The sequence below is a fragment of the Arthrospira sp. PCC 8006 genome (assembly GCF_046480465.1).
GTDB classification, from domain to species: Bacteria; Cyanobacteriota; Cyanobacteriia; order Cyanobacteriales; family Microcoleaceae; genus Limnospira; species Limnospira platensis.
Genome location: NZ_PKGG01000089.1, coordinates 1 through 18865, shown reverse-complemented (window position 1 = coordinate 18865; position 18865 = coordinate 1). Strand labels below are relative to the sequence as shown.

The following is an 18865-nucleotide window of genomic DNA, read 5'->3' as shown; positions in this document are numbered from 1 at the left end:
TATACCATTGCAAGGGTTTATCCAAGAAACTCTCTTCAATATGATTTTCTTGGGTGTTTTAGCCTCTGTTAGTTATGGTATTGTCCAATCTATCCGGGGACAGTATGCAGAAATTCCGACCATCTCCGATGCGGTTTATATGCAGGTTCGCTAGAATTAGCAACTGTTAATATCTGGGGGCGGTCTTAGGGGCTGCCCTTGTTTTTCGAGATTCGGAAATAACCATTATATAGTAATCTCAAAAATACTGCCTTGTGGTTGGTTGGGGATAACTCTAATGTGTCCGCCATGGGCTTCCACAACCATTTTACAAAAAGCCAATCCCAAACCAATTTGAGATACATTTTTTACCAGTTTCCCGATGTCATATTTATTAAAAATACTCGCTCTAAATTCCTCCGGTACTCCCGGACCAAAATCAACTACTTGGACCCTAGCACCTTTGGGGGTAAGATAATCAGCATTAATAATAATTTCACTATGACGGGGTGAGAATTTAGTGGCGTTGGAAAGTAAGTTATCCAAAACTCGTGTAAATAGTGCCTCATCAACCTTAATCGTACCACCGGGCGCGGGAAGTTTACAAATAAGTTGGATATTTTTTTGAGTGGCGATAACCTGGAAATTTTCCACAGTGGATTGAATAGTAGTAGACAAATCAACCTCGGTCAAATTTAACTCAAGGTGTCGGTTTTCCATTTTACCCATGATTACCAAGTCGTTAATTAAGGCTTGTAAACGTTGGGCGGAGATTAAGCATTTACCAATTTTATCTTCAATTTTATGGGGAAGTTCTGTCCTCTGTAAAAGATATAGGCTAAATAATAAACTCATTAAAGGATTCCGCAGATCATGAACTATCATATTAACCATATCTTCGCGGGATTTTAGAATAGCTTCCAGGTCATCATATTGAGACTTTATCCGCAACATAGAGTTAACTCTAGCAACGAGTTCCACCCGATTAATGGGTTTGCTAATAAAATCATCAGCCCCGGTTTGTAAGCAGCGGGCGAGGTCTTCTTTACTGTCTAAGGCGGTGACCATAATAATGGGTAAAGTTTGCCATTTGCGAATGTCTTTAATAGCGCGACAAACTTGCTGGCCATCCATGTCGGGCATCATGACATCGAGTAAAATTAAATGGGGTTGCAGTATATCCAAGGAGGCGATCGCCCGAGTCCCATTAGATGTATAATGCAACTGATAATTTTGGTCTGATAATAAAGTTTCGATTACATCAAAATTATCGGGGTCATCATCTACAATCAGAATAGATGGCAAGGAAGATGTCATAAGTTAACTTTTCAGATGATATCCCAGTAGTTGTCGCAACTACCAAGACACGGGAGCCAGTATAATTTGGGCTATTATAACATACATTTACCAACAAGGCTCTCCCAAAAGTAGACTATCGCAACCGCCAGACGGTGTATCTCGCAGTCGAGAACCTAATCCCTCAAAAGAACTGTAACTATCATAAATGTTAGGAATTACATCTTGAGGGTCATCAAAGCTGCCCACAGGAACAGATCCGATCGCAAAATCGACGGTTCCGGTGCTACTTCTGGCGGGAATGGCGGTAAGGGCGGCTTGAATGATTTGGGGCTGTGGGGGATTAATATTAAATGATAGATTTAAACCCGTGCGCCGAATTAAGCCCATAAAATTATTAAAGGCTTGAGCGCTACTAAATCGGGTTCGTAGGGTGGCTGGGTCAGCGCGTCCGCTTCCTTGACCTTCGATGGCAAAATCCCCAGACTCAAAGGCTTGGGCGTTGGGGGCATTACTAACGGAACAGAATTGATTAACCAGTTGGGCTTTACCGCCGGAACCCCGACCGTGAACGCCGACGACGCGACCTTGGTTGTCAAATACAGGACCGCCACTCATTCCGGGACGGGTATTGTCTAAGTAAAAAATGCTATAACCGTTTTCGCTACTGGCGGGGTTAACTACTCCGGTGACGGGTCCCCAGGTAAATCGTCTTTGGCGACGGGTGGCTCTCCCGGTACAGCGTCCGGTGGTGGCATCTCTTTCTTTTTCGGGGTCAGGCCAGCCGGAAACATAAATGGGGTCGCCGACATTGAGGGAGTTTTCTGTGGCGGAAGGGGCTACGGGATAGTGACGATCGCTTTCAAATACTACTACGGCTAGATCTGGTCCGTCTACTCTGGTGGGTAGGGTGATGGAATAACAGCCAAATCTGATTAAATTTCCTGGGGTGGGAGAACCGTTGAGGGGACAGCCTCGCCCATCGTTGGGTTGTTGGACTATATGAACTTTACCGTCACTGGTGCGGATACCGTAAGATATCCCAGCATTTAGGTCTCGCTGTCGGAAGTTGTGGCTAACAGTGAGAACATAGTGGCGATTACCTTCGCGGGCGATAATGACCCCGGAACCGGGATGCCATACGCCATCGGGGTTGTTTTGGCCCGCTTGGGGATTTCTGTAGTTATTTTCTAGGGCTTCGATGAGTTCGGGTCGAAGTGCTGGCGCAATTAATACGGTGGTTTGGCTGGCGATGGAGTTGATTTCTGCGGGGGAAAGTGCAGCCATGGCGGCGGGGGCTAGAGTCGCTAATAGGGAGACTCCGGCTAACAGTAGTAGATTTTGAGTAAGCGATCGCATTTTGATCATTGTTCCTAACCTGATATTTATTCTGGTTTACCAAAACCATTGGGAGGGTGAGGATACGGGAGAAACGGGTTCAACAGGGGGTGAGGGTTTGGGGTTGATGGTGTTTGCTGATGTGAAATTGGGGGCGAGTTGTAACACGGTGTGAATGGGAACCGCCCAACTGTACTCAACTAATTTGGCGGCTTCGGCGGGGTCGGGGGATGAACCGTCTACAAATTGATAGGCATTTCCCCACAGTGGATATTTGTGCATTCCATTAATGGCGACAAGTTCTCCTCGGCGATTTAATAGGGGTCCGCCACTCATTCCTGAAAAAATGTCGTTGGTGTATCCTACCTGATAACCTCCGATAAATGGCTGTGGCATCCACCGGGAGACTTGACCTTGTGTAATCACAAACCCTTGGGGGGCTGATGGGTCGGGTTCTAAGGGAAATCCGGCGGCGATTACGGTTTCTCCTAGGGCTACTGGTGTGGGGGCGATCGCTGCTACATTATAGGAGTGATCTACACTGCGAAATTGCACAATCCCTAAATCATTGTGAAACCAAGATATAGAGTTAACTATTTCGGCGGTATGGATGCGGTTATCGTAGGTCTGGACTCGATAATTTTGCCCTCCCCCTGGTAGCAAAACATGATCATTGGTGACGACTGTATAAATGCCACCCTGATGGTCAATAATCACCCCGGTTCCCCACATCCTTCCTGAGTAAACGCGGACAGTAATCTGTCTAGCTTTTTGGTGCAGGGCGGCTGTTGCGGGAATTGGTAGATTGGTGTTGGCGGCTAGGGTTGGTTCCGGCTGCAATTGTCTGGTTTCTTCTTCTGTCAGCACTTGTGCTTGACAGCTTAATCCTAACAGGGGAAAACCAATGGCGATCGCCCTGGCTAAAAATTTGAGTAATTGCTGCACCTTAGATACTTGGTAGATATTTTAGGGCTCACCATGCCGTCCCAGGTTGAGAACTGGGGGGGGTTGATGGTGTGGTGGGTGTGGGGGTAGCGGCTTCGGCGGGAACTCCCCCTAAAAATTGGTCAAAGTTGATGTAAACACCTGCATCATCTTCGCTTTCAAATAGGATATCACTGGCTCCTCGGCGGATGTTGAACAGTCGCTGAAGTTTACTTTCGGCGGGTTCGGGGTCGTCCGCTTTCATGGTAAATAATATGGTGTTACTAGCACAGGGCATTCCATGATCGGAAACTACGCAAATTACTGGTAAATTGTTGACATATCCGGCGGTTAGATATTTCAGTTGTCCGGTATGGGAAAAGTTGGTAAACCTTTGGGCGATTTCCTGACAGCGGCGTTCTGGGGAATAGCCAGAGGCACTGAAATATTCAGAATATAAGCTAACTACGGGTTTGTTTCCGGCGGGTGTGCGAGCGTAGACGGTGGGATAGCCTATGGGGGAGTTCATGTCGCAGTAAAAGGATGTTACTTGCGCTTGGGCGACATCAGGTGGCTGAAATACGGCGAAACTTCCCAAGGCAATGGCGGCTACAGTTGCTAGTTGCACAGTTGGATTTTTTTGCATTTTATAAGCCCTTGAGACCTTACCTTATATTATGGACGGTTTGGGGGCGATCGTCAAGTATTAAGAAATGATTATATTTTGGTGATTTTAGGAAAATTTATGCTAAATAATAATTCTAGTAACTTGGTGTAATCTAGTTAACCATAATCAGTTAGGCGGGTTAAGCAATGTTGCGGGTGAAATTATGAACCTGAACAATTGCTCCCGCCTTTCCCAGTTTAAATGGCTGTGGGTGGCTATTGTTAGAGCAAGTTTATATGGGTAAATGGTTGGGGATTATTTCCGGCGTAAGTGGCGACTATATGACCATCCCCAATTAATTGATATTTATAGGTAACTAACCCTTCTAAACCTACGGGACCCCTGGGGGGCAATTTTTGGGTACTGATACCGACTTCCGCCCCAAAACCATAGCGAAAACCATCAGCAAAACGGGTGGAACAGTTATGAAATACTCCGGCTGAATCTACAATAGACATAAAGGTTTGGGCGGCTTCTGGGTCTTCGGTAATGATGCCATCTGTATGACCTGAACCGTAGGTATTAATATGAGAAATGGCTGCTTCTAAATTTTCGACGACTTTAATTGAGAGAATTAAATCAGTATATTCTGTCTGCCAATCTGCGTCTGTGGCTGGGGGTATATCCAGGATTTTTTGGCTGTGATTATCTCCCCTTAATTCTACTCCTTTTTGTTGGAGTTCTGCGGCGATTTGGGGTAAAAATTTGGGTGCTATATCTTGATGGACTAACAGGGTTTCTAAGGCATTACAAGCGGCCGGATATTGGATTTTGGAGTCAATGACTATGGGTAGGGCTTTGGATATATCCGCCTCCCGGTCTATATAGAGGTGACAAATACCATCAGCATGACCTAAAACGGGAATCCGGGTATTTTCCTGGACGAATTGCACAAAAGAATTAGAACCCCTGGGGATAATTAAATCCACATATTTATCTAACTGTAATAACTCAATAATTTCGGAGCGAGTAGTTAATAACTGTACGACTTCGGGATTGACTGGGGTTGTTGCTAGTCCCTGGCGGATGGCTTTCACAAGTTCTCGACAGGAATGAATCGCCTCTTTTCCACCTTTTAATATTACGGCATTTCCAGACTTGATGGCTAAGGCGGAAATTTGAATAACGGCATCTGGTCGCGCCTCGAAGACTACTCCTAAGACTCCTAAAGGACAGGTTATCCGGCGCAAATTTAAGCCTTGGTCTAGTTCCCGATAAATTTGAATTTCACCTACTGGGTCGGCTAATTTTTCGACATCTCGCAAGCCGGAAATCGCGCCTTTTAATTTGGCTTCATCGAGTTTTAATCGGTTATAAAGAGGTTTGGCGATACCATCAGCTTGGGCTTGTTGACAGTCCATCTGGTTGGCGGCGAGAATGTCTGGGGCGGCATTTTCTAGGGCTGGGGCTATGGATGCGATCGCCTGATTTTTGGCATCTGTAGATAAAACAGCCAATTGGCGGGCTGCTGCTTGGGTTTTTTGGGCGGTTTCAATTAGCAACGGAGAAATAGTCATGGTCAGCAATTTATGTAAAATCTAGGTAAGCAGTTAGAGAAGAAGGCTATAATAATTATAGCAAACAATTGACCGGGAACCAATCAACTGTTAAATTTTCTGGTCTATAATATATCCAAATCACGGGCTAAATCTGGAGTGAAACCATGACTAAAAAACGGAAAAATTGGTTAACTATTGCTGGGATTGTGGGCGGGGTGCTGATTGTCCTGGCTGCTATCATCAATGTGACTTTATCAAGGGTGGATGGCGAATTGCAAAATTACCTAGAAAATATAGTGAGTTCAACCCTAGGAGTACCGACCGAAATTCAATCCTTGAGTTTGGATAAATTTCGGGGTGATTTGCGGGTTAATAATCTGACGATTAACAATCCTGATAATTTTAGCACTCCCCATGTTATCAAGATTTATCAGGTGGATATTGATGTGACTCCGAGAAGCCTGTTAACTGATGTGGTGGAAATCAATAATTTCGCGATTAACCATATTGATGTCAACATTGAACAGAGATTACTAAAAAACAATATCCTGGCGATTCTCAATAATCTGAAATCTACCCAACGGTCGGAACCGCGAACACCGTCGGAAACCCCAGAGGAAAAATCGCAAACTAAGCTCAAGCTGAACTTTGATGTTATCGATGTTCAGAATACTAAAGTTAATGTGACTTTAGCACCTTTGGGATTTGTCCAAGTCCTTGATTTTCAACTCCCTAATCTGCGCTTAACTAATGTATCATCAGATGACTTTGAAGAAATTCTGACCAGCGACTTTATTCGGGAAGTTGTGCAAGATATATTCGAGAGTATTATTAGAGATGGTGGGGAAAAAATCCCGGAGATTTTACAAGAGGCGATCGCCCCAGAAACTAATCCCAGGTAAATGATGATAACTTGTAGCCAGTTGATGGTAAAATGGTAATGGTTGTGTAAATATACGGTCACCAATTAATCATGTCTACTACCCCAATTATCTATATCCGTCGCGCGAACATTCTGCTACCGGATGGCAATTTCAGCTTAGGAGATGTTAAACTTGGCGGGGGGAAAATTCTGGAAATTAGTTCAGAACTTCCCGCCGCTGGAGAGTCGGAAACCGACCTAAATGCAGAGGGGTTAACTCTGTTACCGGGAGTAATTGACCCCCAGGTTCACTTTCGGGAACCGGGACTAGAATATAAAGAAGATTTATCAACAGCCAGTCGCGCCTGTGCTAAAGGTGGCGTTACCTCGTTTTTAGAGATGCCGAATACTCGCCCTTTAACTAGCACAAAGGAAGCGCTGGCGGATAAACTAGAAAGGGCGGCGCAAAAGTGTTTGGTAAATTATGGCTTTTTTATGGGGGCGACTCCTGAGAATTTACCGGATTTATTAGAGGCTAACCCGACTCCTGGGATTAAAATTTTTATGGGGTCAATGCACGGACCTTTGTTGGTCGATCACGAAGAAATTTTAGAGCCGATTTTTGCTAAAGGCGATCGCCTAATTGCGGTACACGCGGAAAACCAAGACCGGATTAATCGTCGGCGCGAGGAATTTGCGGGACAAACAGATCCAGCGATTCACTCCCAGATCCAAGATGAACAAGCCGCCCTAGAAGCCACCCAACTCGCCCTGAAGCTCTCTAAAAAATATCAACGAAGATTGCACATTTTGCATCTATCTACGGGTATAGAAGCGGAATTACTGCGACAGGATAAACCCGCCTGGGTAACTGCAGAAGTTACCCCCCAACATTTGGTGCTAAATATCACCGATTATGGTAAAATTGGAACCAAAGCTCAAATGAATCCGCCTTTGCGATCGCCTGAAAATAATGATGTTCTCTGGCGAGCGTTGTTAGATGGAGTTATCGACTTTATTGCTACTGATCACGCCCCCCACACCCTAGAAGAAAAAGCTAAACCATACCCAAATAGTCCTTCAGGAATGCCGGGAGTTGAGACATCCTTACCGGTGATGCTAACTCAGGCGATCGCCGTCGGACGTTGTAGTGTTGCCCAGGTATCTAACTGGATGTCAACAGCCGTAGCGAAAGGTTATAATATCCCTAATAAAGGAGCGATCGCCCCTGGTTATGATGCTGACTTAGTGTTAGTTGATTTAAACAATTATCGCCCAGTTTTAGCCTCAGAATTGCAAACTAAGTGTGGTTGGAGTCCCTTTGAAGGCTGGCAGTTAACCGGGTGGCCAGTGGTTACTATTGTCGGAGGTCAAGTAGTATATGACCATGGCAAACTTAACTTAGAAGTAAGAGGCAAAGCCTTGACATTTGACCATCAGTAAAAGCCCTAAAAATTTGCAAATATTGACGAACAGAAATTAAACCTATGGCACAATCAAAACTCAATAATGATCCGCTTTGGTTCAAAGATGCGATTATTTACGAAGTGCCAGTCCGCGCCTATTGTGATAGTAATGGCGATGGTATTGGCGACTTTGCTGGACTCACGGAAAAATTAGATTATCTCGAAGAACTCGGCATCACTGCCATCTGGATTTTACCATTTTTCCCATCTCCATTGCGAGATGATGGCTATGATATTTCCGATTACCGAGATGTTAACTCTATCTATGGTAATTTAGAGGATTTTAAAACCTTTCTTTATGCCGCCCATGAAAGGGGAATTAGGGTAATCATCGAGTTAGTAGTTAACCACACTTCCGACCAGCACCCGTGGTTTCAGCGGGCGAGGAGACTCCCCAAAGGCAGTAAAGAACGGGAATTTTATGTATGGAGTGATACCCCAGACAAATACCCAGAAGTGAGGATTATTTTCCAGGATTTTGAGACCTCTAACTGGGCGTGGGACCCGGTAGCAAAAGCCTATTATTGGCATCGTTTTTACTCCCATCAACCGGACTTAAATTATGAGAGTCCCGAATTGCAGCAAGCCGTGTTAGAACTTGCGGATTTTTGGTTAGTAATGGGAGTAGATGGGATGCGCTTAGATGCGGTTCCCTATCTGTGTGTGCAGGAAGGAACAAACTGCGAAAACCTCCCGCAAACCCATGCCTTTTTGAAAAGATTACGGGCTTATATTGATAGCAAATATGAGGATCGGATGCTATTAGCGGAAGCCAATCAATGGCCGGAAGATGCTGCCGCTTACTATGGGGAAGGTGATGAATGTCAGATGAATTTTCACTTTCCGTTAATGCCACGTTTGTTTATGGCATTACGAATGGAAGATAGTTTTCCGATTGTGGATATTCTCAACCAAACTCCGTCTATTCCTAATAATTGTCAGTGGGCATTATTTCTGCGTAACCATGACGAGTTAACCCTAGAAATGGTGACAGACGAAGACCGAGATTATATGTATCGGGTCTATGCAGAAGATACCCAAGCGCGACTAAATTTAGGCATTCGTCGCCGTCTCGCGCCACTACTGGGGAACGATCGCCGCCAAATTGAACTAATGAATAGTTTGCTGCTTTCTTTACCAGGAACTCCTGTGCTGTACTATGGTGATGAAATTGGCATGGGAGATAATATATATATAGGCGATCGCAACGGAGTCCGTACCCCCATGCAGTGGAGTCCTGATCGTAACGCTGGCTTTAGTCGTGCCAACCCTCAGAAACTGTATCAACCAGTTATTTTAGACTCTGAATATCACTACGAAGCCATCAACGTGGAAGCGCAAAGTGCTAATCCGAATTCTCTCCTGTCATGGATGAAACGTTTAATTGCCATGCGGAAACGTTTTCAAGCCTTTGGACGTGGAACTTTTGAACTGTTACATCCCGAAAACAGGAAAGTCTTAGCATTTGTCCGCACCTACTCTGGGGAACATATTTTAGTAGTGGCAAACCTGTCGCGATTTGTGCAGAGTGTAGAATTAGATTTAACCCCATTTCAGGGAATGGTTCCCGTGGAAATTTTCGGGCGAAATCACTTCCCAAAAATTGGAGAATCGAGCTATTTTCTGAGTATTGCGCCCTATGGATTTTACTGGTTTATGCTTCAGTTTGATCCAGCCACCAGCCTGCTACCTCGTCCCCGCCACCAACTACCAGCTTTAGAGGTTGCGAAAAGTTGGCATCAAATCTTTTCTCAGTCGGATACCCGCGAACGTTTAGAGTCTTTGTTCCCTGAATATCTACATCGATCCTCGTGGTTTATTAGTAAATCTAGGGTTATGCAGTCCGTGACAATTGCTGATTTTATTCCGATTCCTTTCCCCAAACAGGAAGCAGCTATTGTCATGCTAAATGTAGACTATACAGAAGGGTTTGCAGAAACCTATGTAGTGCTGTTATCTTGTGCTATTGGTGAACAATCAAAAGAAGTTAGTGCTAATTTTCCTAGTGCGGTGTTGGCTTCAGTAAAAATCGATGATCAAGAGGGGATTTTATTTGAAGCAAGTGCTGATCAAGACTTCTTAACTCTCCCCCTAGATATGATTCGGAACCGCCAACAGTATAAAGGTAAACATGGCACTTTAACGGCGATGACTACGGACGCGCTGGCTGGGGTAGATATGAGTGAAGAGAAAATGAATCCTCAGCTAATGGGAAAAACGGATAAAAATGCCTTAGTTGTTTATGGCGATCGCCTAATTTTTAAATTCTTCCGCCGAGTCGAACCGGGTATTAATCCCGAATTAGAAATTCGCAGTTTTTTAGGACAGAAACAACAATTAGAACACATTGCGCCAGTAATGGGAGGGTTAAAATATAAACCCCGTCGCGGAGACTCTACAACTTTAGGGGTTTTACAGGTATATATTCCCGATGGTATTAAGGCTTGGAATTATACTTTAGATAATCTCCGAGACTTTTTCGATCGCATAACTTTACCAACGACGGAAACTCCGGTGGAGGTTCCCTCAGAATCTCTGCTAACCTTAAAAAATGCGGAAATTCCCGAAGAAGTAGCGATCGCGATCGGATCATATCTGAGTAATATTCAACTACTAGGTCAACGCACAGCCGAGTTACATATTGCCTTATCCAGCGATACGGACGACCCGAATTTTACCCCAGAACCCTTTTCATCTTTATATCAGCGATCGATTTATCAATATTCCCGAAACCTGACCGGACAGGTAATGCTGAAGCTGAGAAAAGGGCTCGATTCCATGGGACCGGAAACCAAGGACTTAGCCAAAAAGGTTCTGAGTAAACATGAGTATATTTTAGCGCGTTTTCAATCCCTACTCAACCTCAAAATTACCGGACTGCGAACCCGTTGTCATGGGGACTATTCCTTAGAAGAAATTCTCTATACAGGTAAGGATTTTTGGGTAATTGACTTTGAGGGAGAAACCTACCGAACTTTGAACGAAAGGCGGATGAAGCGATCGCCTTTGCGGGATGTCGCAGCCATGTTACAATCCCTCAATTATGCCACCCGTATTGCTTTACTCAACGAGGTAGAAAATGGCATGATTCGACCCGAAAATCTACCAGAAATGGAACAATGGGCGAACATCTGGTATAATTGGGTAGGTGCTAAATTTTTGGGCAGTTATTTAGAAGTAGCTAAAGAGGATGGATTTTTACCCAAGACCAACCAGGAAKTACAGGTATTACTGGACAGCTACCTACTAGAGCGAATTATCCAAAGTTTAGACTTCCACTACCATCGCAGTCAACAACTAATTGATATTCCCTTACGGCAACTCTTAGAGGTTGTAGTCTAAAGGTTTATCGATGGGGAGGCGGGTAATTTACAGTGTAACCCGCCTCTACTGGTTCATGAATAATTGATAATCAACCATTAATTATTCATCATAGTCTTGCTCAAGAATCCGCCAACTCACAGATTTAACCGAAGGTTCTAAACTTAATCGGCTAATAATTTGCTCCAACAAATTATCATCACGATTCTGGGCTATTATTTGAGCTTCAACCTCAACCAAATTATTAAAGTCATCTAAATCTTGACTCCGCAAAGAGCGCAGCTTAATTTTATTCATTTTACCCAGAGCATCGAGTAATAAAACCCTTATATGAGCTTCTTCATCACCCCGACAAACTAGGGAACACAGATAATAAAACTCTAATTCAGTCCATTCTGTGGGTTGCTGGTTAATGCGAAGACTCAAGGGACGCAAAACCGTGTTAGCAATCAAAACCGCACAGGCTCCCATAAATGCTTGGGAAAAAAAACCAGCCCCCGATAAAGTCCCAATGGCAGCAGCGCACCAAATAGTCGCCGCCGTATTCAACCCCTTAACCGTGAGGCCTTCTTTTAAAATCACACCCCCAGCCAAAAAACCAATTCCAGACACAACTTGAGCCGCAATGCGGGTAGGGCTACCCTCTCCGGGAGTCATCACGGAAAGAATAACAAACAGAGAGGCTCCCGTGGCTACCAATGTATTAGTCCGTAACCCAGCCATGCGCTGTCGCCACTGACGTTCAATTCCCAAAGCCGAACCTAGCAAAAATGCCACCGTCAGTCTCAGCAATGTTTCTGTCCACTCCATGGCTCACCTCTTCTTCTGATTCTGCTTTGATGGACTTTGTACACAGTTGAGTTAACTATGCCAAGAACCTACTGATTTTAGGATATTTTCGGCAGCATTCAGCGGAAAAATAAGTGATGGGGAGGGGTTCAACCTCCCCATGTTGCCCTATTCGGGAGCGGTTATGATTCGGGTTGGGAGTCTTGCAACTCCTGCCACAACTGTTCCAGACGCTCCATTGCTTGTTTCGGTGAGATTTTACCACTGGTTTCTAAAGCACAGGCGATCGCCACTTGATTAGAAAACTCCTGAAAAACTTGGTTAAAACGGAGATTTTCTGAGGTAAGCTGTCCGCGATAGCGACAATAGGGAGATAACATTTCTTGCAAAACCAGCCGAGCTTCCCTCGGATCATTGATAGCATCAGTAGTTTTTTCTCCATATTCAGCCAAAATTTGATTCAAATAATAGTTATCCTGGGCCTCTAACTTCTCAATCAAATGCAAAATCAAGGGAAGATTAACTTCGGCAATTAAATAGTCCCGTGACCGCTGCCACCATGAATATTTGAGGCTAGGTACTGATTCCCCTAACTGTTTCAATGTGCGAGCTGGAGATAGAATAGATTGCTCCGAGGAAGTCGCCATCTTGCGTAAAGTCTCCCGACGGGATTCCGAAGATTCCAGTTTTGCCATAGCTTTGTAAATTTGTGCAATTTCCTGTTTCCGCAAACAAATTTGTTTCAGGGTAGAAATAACACTAGGGCGGGCAGTGATAGCTTGACTCATGATCATGTTCTTATCTCCTTAGTTTTTACAATGTTTTTGCCAACTTAGGGTAATTCCTTGACTCAGATACTGGGTTGAATTTCAGTTAACTAACACCAATCAGCAACCCCACTAGAGAAAAATAAATCCACAGACCCGAAAAGTCTTTAATTGTGGTGATAAATGGATCAGCACCAGGACCGTGATCAAAGCCGAGTCTTAGCATAATCATCGGCAACATTGCCCCTAAAATTGCTCCCAAAGTAATTACACAAGTTAAGGAAATTCCCACCGCTAAACCCAGTTGGGGGATATCGTTAGGTAATCCTTGCCAGAAGTAGGCGGCTATTCCCGCCACAGTGCCTAAAATTACCCCCATAATGAAGCCAATGCGAATTTCTCGGAATAGATAAGCAGTAAACTGGCTAGGGTGAATTTGACTCCAGGCTAAACCACGGGCGAAAATAGTGCTTGATTGAGTGCCGACATTTCCCCCCATATCCATGACTAGGGGAATAAATACCGCCGCCGCCACGATCGCCTCTAGGGTATCTTCAAAAGTTTCGATCACGCCACCGACTAAAAAACCACCAATCAGGGTAATAATTAAGAACATTATCCGCAGTCTAATGGCATAGAAAGAAGGACCACGCACCAGTTTTTCACTCCAACCTTGATCACGGGTTAATAAATTCCCGACTCCGGCTTGGCCTAAAATTGTCTCGGTGGCTTCTTCTTCCACTAAATCAATCACATCATCAAAGGTGATATCTCCAATTAATCGCCCTTCGTTATCGACTACAGGAATGGCGGGAAGGTCGTTATTTTTCAGGAGTTTTGCCGCTTTTAAATCGCGATCGCTCGCGCGGACGGCAATGGTTTCACCCTCGGCTAATTCACCAATAATTTGATCAGGATTAGCTCTAATCAGGTTAACGGTAGGAACAAATCCACGATAATATCTTTCGGCATCAATGATAAACACAACTGCCAGTTGATTCGGGTCTAATTCCGATTGGCGGATAGTCGTTAGGGTATCAGCAACGGTCATGTGACTGCGGACGGTAACCAACCGCAGATTCATAATTCTTCCCGCACTATTTTCGGGATATCCCAGTAGTAAGTTAACCGTTTCCCTGGCTTGGGGACTGAGTTTCCCTATCAGTCGCTTAGTCACTTTAGCCGGAAGTTCCTCAAATAGCTGCACACGATCATCAGGATCAAGTGCTTCCAGAAGCGTCATTACTTCGGGATTTTCCATATCTTGAATTAGATCGGCTTGTTCCTCCGGGCGTAAATATTCAAAAACGGCGATCGCTCTGTTTTTTTCTAGTAATCGAAACGCTATAACTCGCTTATGGGGTTCAATTTGCATCAGCAGTTGTACCAGTTCCGAAGCCGGTAAACTATTCGCCTCTTTTTTCGCCGCTTCTAATGCAAAAGGTTGTAGTAAATCGTTCAAAACATTGCCACGCATTTTTCACCTCTCACTAAATACAGGATAATTGTCAGCATCAAACCATGTTTATTGCCTTAATTTTTTGAGGATATTTGCCAGCATAAATCGACTCACAAAAGGTGATTTTGTAAGTGGCAAAAGTAGACAAAACACAGTTTCAGGCTGAATAAATCCTCAAAGATTCAACCTGTCAACCAGTCCACTGGCTGCACTATTTATTCACTAATCAAACATCACGAAACAACCGGGCTTTTTCTTGCAATACCAAGAAAAAACCAGCTCGAAATTGATTCAAATATTCAGTAATAGTCTAGGGGGTTTACCTCCTTCCTTCCCAGTCACTATGCCCAGCAGTGACCGGAGATGAACCCACTAATCTTTAATAAAGCGATCGGGGCAAATTCATCAAACCAATCAACTGCCAGCCACACCTAGGGCCAGGGTCAGGGTCTTCTTTAGACGAATCGGACTCTTGATGTGTAGTTATGAAACCACTACTACCAGGAATCTCCATTGGTTTAGTTTCCTCAAAAAGTTAAAGCAAACTTGGCGGCATCCAAGCTGGCATAAACCAGTCTTCTGCCATGCACCCCACAATTTTAAGCATACTGTCGGGTTTTTGTCAATACCATTGACCGGAAAAAATGCTTTTTACCCCCAGAGATATCCGATTAAGATCTTCTTGGAGTAGGGGAGGCCATGCAACACCTTGTTTAGACTTGAGGAGAAATTGCTGATGGCTTTCCATGGCTAATTGATACAAAGCCAACACCAGAGGGCGATCGAAGTTCTCGGTTTCTTTAAGGGAGTCATACACCATTTTAATTGCTAACAAAATCGATGTCACTTGACCAGGGACTGGGGGCTTACCTTCTTTCAGACGAATTAAAAAGGCATCGGGGTTATTTTGTATTTCCAAAGCCATACCTTGGTCAATTAAGAAACTACGGGCAGTTTTATAGTCCATTTTTCATCAGTAATAGTGGGTTAGGGCGGGTTTACCAAAACCCCCCTGGGAATGATGATTGACCGCCGTGGGGCGCGTTTACAATTATCTATTAATTTCCCGGTGGGTTAGGGCGGGTTTACCAAAACCCCCCTGGGAATGATGATTGACCGCCGTGGGGCGCGTTTACAATTATCTATTAATTTCCCGGTGGGTTAGGGCGGGTTTACCAAAACCCCCCTGGGAATGATGATTGACCGCAGAACCCGCCCCTACAATAATTTCCCGGTGGGTTAGGGCGGGTTTACCAAAACCCCGGTGGGAATGATGATTGACMGCCGWRSSSCGCGYTTACAATAATTTCCCGGTGGGTTAGGGCGGGTTTACCAAAACMCCGCTGGGAATGATGATTGACCGCCGTGGGGCGCGTTTACAATAATTTCCCGGTGGGTTAGGGCGGGTTTACCAAAACCCCGCTGGGAATGATGATTGACAGCAGAACCCGCCCCTACAGGATGAACAATTAACAATTAATAATTATCCATTATCCATTATCAATTGCCCTATTCCCATTCGATAGTTCCTGGGGGTTTGGATGTAATATCGTAAACTACCCGATTGACTCCTCGCACTTCATTAACAATGCGGTTAGAAATAGTTTCGAGTAAATCGTAGGGAACCCGCGACCAGTCGGCGGTCATACCATCTTCACTAGAGACAAATCGCAACACCACCGGATAGGCGTAAGTGCGCTGATCTCCCATAACTCCCACACTGCGGACGGGAAGCAATACGGCGAAGGCTTGCCAAAAATCATGATAAACGCCGGATTTGTGAATTTCATCACGGACGATAAAATCAGCATCACGCAGAATATTCAGTTTTTCGGCGGTAACTTCCCCTAGAATACGAATGGCTAAACCAGGACCAGGGAAGGGGTGGCGGCGGACGATTTCTTCGGGTAAACCTATCGATCGCCCAACTTTGCGAACTTCATCTTTAAACAGTTTGCGGAGAGGTTCAACTAATTTAAATCGTAAGTCCTTGGGTAAACCGCCAACGTTGTGATGGCTTTTGATTTTAACCGCTACCCTTTCCCCAGTTTTCGGGTCAACATTGGTATCGGCTGACTCAATTACATCAGGATAAAGGGTTCCCTGGGCGAGATAGTCAAAGGGTCCGAGACGGGCTGATTCTTCTTCAAAGACTCGGATAAATTCCCCCCCAATGCGTTTGCGTTTTTCTTCGGGGTCGGTCACTCCTTTGAGTTGTTCGAGAAAGCGATCGCGGGCGTTAACGTATTCAACCGAGATATGAAATCGATCATCAAATAATTTTACCAGTTTTTCGGGTTCATATTTCCGCATAAACCCCTGGTCAATAAACATACAGGTAAGTTGATCTCCGATCGCCTGATGGAGTAAAAATGCCAGAGTTGAGGAGTCCACCCCGCCGGAAAGGGCTAATAATACCCGTTTATCTCCTACTTTACCCCGAATCTCGCGGATAGCTTCTTCCACAAAAGTTTCTGTAGTCCAGGTCGGTTCACAGTCACATATATGATAAACGAAATTCCTGATTAAGGCTTGACCACCAATAGAGTGAACTACTTCCGGGTGAAACTGAACTCCGTAGAGTTGGCGTTGATGGTCAGCGATCGCCGCACAGGGGGTATTACCTGTATGGGCGAGAACCTCAAACCCTGGTGGGAGTCTAGTACAGGAGTCACCATGACTCATCCACATGGTAGACCCTTGCTCAACATTAGTCAGTAGATCTGTTGGATCATCAATAGTTAGGGAAGCCTTACCATATTCAGCTAGTTTAGCCCGTTCTACCTCCCCCCCCAGTTGTTGAACCATTAACTGCATTCCATAACATACACCCAACACCGGAACCCCCAGATTCCAAATTTCTGGGTCACAATGGGGGGCTTTTTCGTCATAGACCGAACTAGGTCCACCGGATAAGATAATCCCTTTTAAGTTCAGGTCGGCTAATTTTTTGGCGCTGGTGCGATAGGAAATCACTTCCGAATAGACTTCTGTTTCCCGAATGCGACGGGCGATCAGTTCCGAGTATTGGGAACCGAAATCTAAGATCATAATCATTTCCCGATTAACTGAGGTAACCGGTTCGGTTATTGGTGTCGGTAGAGTTTGCTCTGGGGCTGAGGTTTGCACAGTCATATTGAGTTAAGGGTTGTAGATGTTGATATAGTCATGGGGGCTAGGTTCTGGTAGCACCGGGAGGAGTAAAAACGCGGCAATTTTGCGGATAATTTGTTGAGGGAGTATTCTAACTAGGATAACAAATTTGCTGCCAAATTGTATCACCGATCGCACTTTTGCAGATAATTTGACGCTGGCGATCAAATAACACTGACCCCACCTGAACATTTACTTCCGCGTGGGTGTGTATATAGGCGGCGGCGCGATGATCAATAGCCGAGGCGATCGAACCATATATGCGATCGACCCAATCCCCCTTTAGTTCCCGCAGGTACAATAAAGCATCTTCCGTCGTCGGAGAATGCAAAACCTTCTGTAGATCTGGGGTTGGTAATCCCATATCCGCACAGTGAGCCGTTAAAATTTCTAAGCGTCCGTCTGCGAGGTGATGATGGGTGTGGAAAATCCCCCCAGCCACTTTGATCAGCTTTCCGTGATACCCAAATAGTAAAATCGATTCAATTTCTACAAATCCTGCCGTTACTAGCATTGGCCCCAACCAGTTAGCCGTTTTGACAATTTGTTCAGGCTTAATACCCAAATGCGTGGCTAGGTCTAATCCATTTTCACCAATACAAAATACTAGGGTTTGAAAGTCGGCGGCTTTCGCTTCCAGCGTCTCCCGATAGACTTCTAACTGTTCCGGGACGCTGAGGGGTTGGGATATACCTGTTGTCCCCAGCAATGATAGTCCTTGGATGACTCCAAAGGCTTCGTTAGATGTGCGTTTGGCTAGTTTTTTGCCTTCTGGTAAAATAACCGTAACTTGAATGCGATCGCCTAGTGACACTAAGGATTTCAGGTTACTTAAAATCAGGGATTTGGCATATTTATAAATCGCCGCCTGTTCCCCTTTTTCCTGGACTCCCACCCCTTCACCACCGACAATTTTAATTGGGGTTTCTAGGGAGTTAATATTACGGCCTATTATTTCTACTATTGCCCAAACTGGTGTATGGCGAGTAATATCTAAGTTATCTCCTGGGTCTGAACGAGTAATTCCTAAAGCCGCATGATCACTAATACGAGCCACCTGTTCGATCGCAATTTCCGCCGTTTCTGGTGGGTCGATTAAATCCACCGTCACCGTATTTTTATCATTAGGGCTCTGGTCTTGGAGATGCTCCAAAGCGGCGATCGCCGCCGCACAAGCAAAAACCGGAAGTGTATATCCAGAACGAGGTTTAGTCATAAGTCTAACCTAGTATGAGTAAATTATATATATATCATCTTCAATCATTTTCAGCCACAGGTTCCCCGTATTTATCTAAATGTAAACTTGTCACCTCTCCCATATTTTACCATATTAAGTCAAATACTT

At 44.7% G+C, this 18865-nt stretch carries 15 protein-coding genes; 3 read left to right on the top strand and 12 right to left on the bottom strand.

Going from position 1 to position 18865, the window contains the following annotated elements; genetic code table 11:
- Positions 1 to 225: 225 nt before the first annotated feature.
- The 5 genes from B9T16_RS14265 to B9T16_RS14245 form a co-directional block, all read right to left on the bottom strand.
- Entirely contained in the window at positions 226 to 1296 is a 1071-nt protein-coding gene (locus B9T16_RS14265; protein WP_410245081.1) for a response regulator, read from the bottom strand.
- Positions 1297 to 1383: 87 nt separating this feature from the next.
- Entirely contained in the window at positions 1384 to 2634 is a 1251-nt protein-coding gene (locus tag B9T16_RS14260) for a serine protease (RefSeq protein ID WP_410245080.1), read from the bottom strand.
- 36 nt (positions 2635 to 2670) lie between these two features.
- A complete protein-coding gene (locus tag B9T16_RS14255; RefSeq protein ID WP_317271147.1) occupies positions 2671 to 3558 on the bottom strand; it encodes a serine protease in 888 nt (295 codons plus the stop codon).
- A 28-nt stretch (positions 3559 to 3586) separates the two neighbouring features.
- Entirely contained in the window at positions 3587 to 4183 is a 597-nt protein-coding gene (locus B9T16_RS14250; protein ID WP_410245079.1) for a COP23 domain-containing protein, read from the bottom strand.
- 242 nt (positions 4184 to 4425) lie between these two features.
- Positions 4426 to 5721: a glutamate-5-semialdehyde dehydrogenase gene (locus B9T16_RS14245; RefSeq protein ID WP_410245078.1), complete on the bottom strand. Its 1296-nt coding sequence runs from the start codon at positions 5719 to 5721 to the stop codon at positions 4426 to 4428.
- Positions 5722 to 5867: 146 nt separating this feature from the next.
- Between B9T16_RS14245 and B9T16_RS14240 the strand changes: the two genes are divergently transcribed.
- From B9T16_RS14240 to treS, 3 genes are all read left to right on the top strand, one after another.
- On the top strand, positions 5868 to 6605 hold the full coding sequence (locus tag B9T16_RS14240; RefSeq protein WP_006619876.1) for an AsmA family protein: 738 nt from the start codon (positions 5868 to 5870) through the stop codon (positions 6603 to 6605).
- A gap of 71 nt (positions 6606 to 6676) precedes the next feature.
- Positions 6677 to 8008 carry a dihydroorotase gene (locus B9T16_RS14235; protein WP_410245077.1) on the top strand — a complete coding sequence of 444 codons (1332 nt, stop codon included), beginning with the start codon at positions 6677 to 6679 and terminating at the stop codon, positions 8006 to 8008.
- A gap of 44 nt (positions 8009 to 8052) precedes the next feature.
- Positions 8053 to 11373, top strand: coding sequence for a maltose alpha-D-glucosyltransferase (treS, locus tag B9T16_RS14230; RefSeq protein ID WP_410245076.1), 3321 nt, complete (start codon positions 8053 to 8055; stop codon positions 11371 to 11373).
- Positions 11374 to 11454: 81 nt separating this feature from the next.
- Here the strand turns inward: treS and B9T16_RS14225 are convergent, their stop codons facing one another.
- The 7 genes from B9T16_RS14225 to cbiD all read right to left on the bottom strand — a co-directional run bounded on the left by B9T16_RS14225 (position 11455) and on the right by cbiD (position 18736).
- Complete coding sequence (locus B9T16_RS14225) at positions 11455 to 12162, bottom strand: MgtC/SapB family protein (RefSeq protein ID WP_410245075.1); 708 nt, start codon at positions 12160 to 12162, stop codon at positions 11455 to 11457.
- A 161-nt stretch (positions 12163 to 12323) separates the two neighbouring features.
- A complete protein-coding gene (locus B9T16_RS14220) occupies positions 12324 to 12929 on the bottom strand; it encodes a hypothetical protein (protein ID WP_410245074.1) in 606 nt (201 codons plus the stop codon).
- Between the two features lie 85 nt (positions 12930 to 13014).
- Entirely contained in the window at positions 13015 to 14385 is a 1371-nt protein-coding gene (gene mgtE / locus B9T16_RS14215) for a magnesium transporter (protein ID WP_410245073.1), read from the bottom strand.
- Between the two features lie 361 nt (positions 14386 to 14746).
- Positions 14747 to 14881 (bottom strand): hypothetical protein, encoded by a 135-nt coding sequence (locus B9T16_RS14210; RefSeq protein WP_008052615.1) that lies wholly within the window; start codon positions 14879 to 14881, stop codon positions 14747 to 14749.
- A 108-nt stretch (positions 14882 to 14989) separates the two neighbouring features.
- Complete coding sequence (locus B9T16_RS14205; RefSeq protein WP_006619882.1) at positions 14990 to 15334, bottom strand: hypothetical protein; 345 nt, start codon at positions 15332 to 15334, stop codon at positions 14990 to 14992.
- A gap of 542 nt (positions 15335 to 15876) precedes the next feature.
- Positions 15877 to 17502, bottom strand: a complete 1626-nt coding sequence (gene guaA, locus B9T16_RS14200) for a glutamine-hydrolyzing GMP synthase (protein WP_006619883.1) — start codon at positions 17500 to 17502, stop codon at positions 15877 to 15879.
- Positions 17503 to 17611: 109 nt separating this feature from the next.
- The gene (gene cbiD, locus B9T16_RS14195) at positions 17612 to 18736 is read right to left on the bottom strand and encodes a cobalt-precorrin-5B (C(1))-methyltransferase CbiD (protein WP_006619884.1); all 1125 of its coding nucleotides are present in this window, start codon (positions 18734 to 18736) and stop codon (positions 17612 to 17614) included.
- Positions 18737 to 18865 lie beyond the last annotated feature (129 nt).

Excerpts from the sequence above, each read along its gene's own strand:
- B9T16_RS14245 (WP_410245078.1), bottom strand. The coding sequence starts at position 5,721 with ATGACTATTTCTCCGTTGCTAATTGAAACCGCCCAAAAAACCCAAGCA.
- B9T16_RS14220 (WP_410245074.1), bottom strand. The coding sequence starts at position 12,929 with ATGAGTCAAGCTATCACTGCCCGCCCTAGTGTTATTTCTACCCTGAAA.
- B9T16_RS14240 (WP_006619876.1), top strand. The coding sequence starts at position 5,868 with ATGACTAAAAAACGGAAAAATTGGTTAACTATTGCTGGGATTGTGGGC.
- B9T16_RS14265 (WP_410245081.1), bottom strand. The coding sequence starts at position 1,296 with ATGACATCTTCCTTGCCATCTATTCTGATTGTAGATGATGACCCCGAT.
- B9T16_RS14260 (WP_410245080.1), bottom strand. The coding sequence starts at position 2,634 with ATGCGATCGCTTACTCAAAATCTACTACTGTTAGCCGGAGTCTCCCTA.
- mgtE (WP_410245073.1), bottom strand. The coding sequence starts at position 14,385 with ATGCGTGGCAATGTTTTGAACGATTTACTACAACCTTTTGCATTAGAA.
- B9T16_RS14205 (WP_006619882.1), bottom strand. The coding sequence starts at position 15,334 with ATGGACTATAAAACTGCCCGTAGTTTCTTAATTGACCAAGGTATGGCT.
- B9T16_RS14225 (WP_410245075.1), bottom strand. The coding sequence starts at position 12,162 with ATGGAGTGGACAGAAACATTGCTGAGACTGACGGTGGCATTTTTGCTA.
- B9T16_RS14210 (WP_008052615.1), bottom strand. The coding sequence starts at position 14,881 with ATGGAGATTCCTGGTAGTAGTGGTTTCATAACTACACATCAAGAGTCC.
- B9T16_RS14250 (WP_410245079.1), bottom strand. The coding sequence starts at position 4,183 with ATGCAAAAAAATCCAACTGTGCAACTAGCAACTGTAGCCGCCATTGCC.
- cbiD (WP_006619884.1), bottom strand. The coding sequence starts at position 18,736 with ATGACTAAACCTCGTTCTGGATATACACTTCCGGTTTTTGCTTGTGCG.
- guaA (WP_006619883.1), bottom strand. The coding sequence starts at position 17,502 with ATGACTGTGCAAACCTCAGCCCCAGAGCAAACTCTACCGACACCAATA.
- B9T16_RS14235 (WP_410245077.1), top strand. The coding sequence starts at position 6,677 with ATGTCTACTACCCCAATTATCTATATCCGTCGCGCGAACATTCTGCTA.